This window comes from Vibrio sp. 10N.222.49.C9, assembly GCF_041474985.1.
Lineage (GTDB): Bacteria > Pseudomonadota > Gammaproteobacteria > Enterobacterales > Vibrionaceae > Vibrio > Vibrio crassostreae_C.
The window spans coordinates 1-2,730 of sequence record NZ_JBFRVD010000118.1 but is presented as its reverse complement, the minus strand read 5'-3'; the positions used below and the strand labels follow the sequence as shown (position 1 = coordinate 2,730).

Genomic DNA, 2,730 nt, shown 5'->3' with positions numbered 1-2,730 from the left:
CCTCCTACTCGATTCTGTTATTCCGCGGTAGCTTAATGATGAATATTTGGAATAGGTTAGAATCTTGTGTTTCGTTATTGCTCGTCTGCTGTGAGTGGTAACTTGTCGCTACACAGGATTTTAAGGCGTTGGGTATATGGAAATCACTCTAGAAATATTGGCTATCTTGTTTGTTGTTGCAACGGCAGCAGGCTTTATTGATGCAATGGCTGGCGGCGGTGGGTTACTGACTCTACCTGCATTGCTAGCGGCTGGAGTTCCACCCACGCAGGCACTGGCAACCAACAAACTCCAAAGCTCATTTGGCAGCTTCTCCGCGAGTTGGTATTTCGTGCGCAACGGTATCGTCAGCATCAAAGAGATGCGCCTTGCTATCTTTTGTACCTTTATTGGCTCTGCAATTGGCGCTGAGTTAGTCCAGCACATTGATGCGAGCCTACTGACCAGTGTTATCCCACTGCTGCTTATCGCTATCTCTCTCTATTTCCTGTTGGCACCCCAAACTAGAGCGTCTGAAGGAAAACAGAAGATCTCTGAGGCCATGTTTGCTCTGTGTATTGGTGGCGGCGTGGGTTTCTATGATGGCTTTTTTGGCCCAGGAACAGGTTCTATCTTCACCGTCTGCTTTGTTGCTATTGGTCACTTCTCGTTAGTCGATGCTACGGCGCGTACTAAAGTACTTAACTTTACCTCGAATATCGCTGCCTTAATTTTCTTTATTTTGGCTGGTTTGCCTATTTGGGAGTTGGGATTAGTGATGGCGGTCGGTGGATTTATGGGCGCTCGGCTTGGCGCTAAAGTGGTGGTGACAAAAGGGCAGAAATGGATTCGCCCCCTTGTGATCGTGATGTCGATGCTAATGGCGTCTAAACTGCTTTGGGAACAGCATCAATAATGGATTCTATCAGTGTTTTAACTCGTGGAGACTGGTAACTATTTGGTCTGACACAGATATGAATCGGCCGAATCAAGCCTGCTAATTCGGTGAAGCTATACAGATATTGAGGCTCAATATTGAGTGTTTTTACGATAGAGAGCGGTATTAACGCTGGCCCAGTCCCGCCCAATGCAAGTTGAGCCGCTGCGGTGTAGGCATCCATCTCCATCAAGGGTTTGATACCAAACTTCTCTAATACAGAAAGTTGATAAGAATTGGCAGGGTTGGTCATGTCGTTAGTGATGACCATTGGAGGAAGCTCCGTTAGCGGTGACTTACTCACTATGTAAAACGGCTCATCAAATAGATGGAAGGTCATCAACCCATGATGCGGTGGCAGTAAGCCAGCACACAACCCCAAGGTCGCCTTACCAGATTGCACTCGCTCTATGATTCTCGGCGTGTGGTTGGTGGTAATGGTGATGTACTTATCTTGCTGGATGAACTGGCCCATCATCTCACCTAAATAACCGGCTATCAGAGACTTAGAGCTGTCTAGGGTGATGAGAGTAGTATCTTCCAACTCTTGCTGTTCATAAATAAGCCCGCGAAGTTCATTGAATGTCGGGCCAATACTCTCTATTAATGCTATCGCATCTGGCGTGAGTTTTATCTGTCGGCCACTCGGTTCAATGAGCTTTTTACCTAGCTTCTTTTCTAAATTCGCAATCCGTTTGCTGACCGCTGATTGGCTGATATAAAGCAAACTGCCTGTGCGGCTCATGGTCTTTGCTTTACTCAATACCAGTAGAGTTTCGATTCCTTCGAGTAGCATTGGGTTATATTCATGAAATTTGGGAATGATTGTTTCAACTTACCTCAAACAACATTCATTCTCTAGTCTTGAAACTAAAGCTTTGAACTAAGTTAGGTATTTTTAGCTATGCTCGCACGTGTAGCGCGAGAGCATAATAATTGTGTTGGGGAGCTCAAATTAAGAAAGGCTCCTTTACGGAGCCTTTCACTTTGTAACGTTAGCTTATTTGATGGCGAAGGTCGGCAATGATAACTTCCAGATATATCGTAGAGCGATGGCACTGAGTTGTTTTAGCTATTTCAGGAATTGCTGATAATTCATGCTACAACTGCTTGTTTCTTTGGTGAGAAGAGCGCACTACTTTCAGCAGTTGTCGTCTTCTATACCTTTCCATGAATGTTGCACTTATGATCTGAAATCAGGCTTAGTTACTTATCTGTTTTGTTGTCTTCAGTTGCCTTACTTTTTGCTTTTGCTTCCTGTTTTATCTGTTTGGATTTTTCTTGAACAGAAGCTGCTTTTTTCGTTGCTGCAACCTTTATTTCTTGAGATTTTACTTTAGCTTGTTCAGAGAGTTTTGAAGAGTAATGCATCAAAATAGTATCTAGAGCTTCAAAACGAGGGTGTATTTTATACGGCATGAAAATGAACACATTAAGCAAAATAAACCCTAAGACTAGAACAAAGCTGCCAATGCTCACTGAACTAGCAGCAATTTCGATAATTTGTTCAAATGGACTATTGTTGCTGCCCATGAACTGTGCCATTTGTTTTAGCTCAACATACATATCTCTTAATTCACCATATAATTTGAACAGATGGTAATATAAGTAGGCTAGAGAAAGCGCACCAAGGCCTTTTGCAACAAGCTTTGGCAAACCTACTGCACAAGCAATTGAGCCAGCAAGCATTAAGAATACGGCGAATAACCCATAAAAATCTAACCCTGATACTGAGTCAGAGATTCCCCACATGTTAATGGTGATTGCTGGTAAGAATGAACCAATGACAATCAGGCGGCGTTGTTGCCTAAATT

3 protein-coding genes are annotated in these 2,730 nt (G+C 43.4%); 1 reads left to right on the top strand and 2 read right to left on the bottom strand.

Features of this window, described 5'->3' with window-relative positions; translation table 11 throughout:
* The first annotated feature begins 136 nt into the window (after positions 1 to 136).
* Positions 137 to 895, top strand: a complete 759-nt coding sequence (locus tag AB4585_RS22255; protein WP_372170982.1) for a TSUP family transporter — start codon at positions 137 to 139, stop codon at positions 893 to 895.
* Here the strand turns inward: AB4585_RS22255 and AB4585_RS22250 are convergent.
* Together AB4585_RS22250 and AB4585_RS22245 are read right to left on the bottom strand one after the other, a co-directional pair.
* Entirely contained in the window at positions 867 to 1,712 is an 846-nt protein-coding gene (locus AB4585_RS22250; RefSeq protein WP_372170981.1) for a LysR family transcriptional regulator, read from the bottom strand. The two genes, AB4585_RS22255 and AB4585_RS22250, sit on opposite strands and share 29 nt — an antisense overlap.
* 410 nt (positions 1,713 to 2,122) lie before the next feature.
* The coding region (locus AB4585_RS22245) for a hypothetical protein (RefSeq protein WP_372155030.1) at positions 2,123 to 2,730 on the bottom strand (608 nt) is incomplete at its 5' end.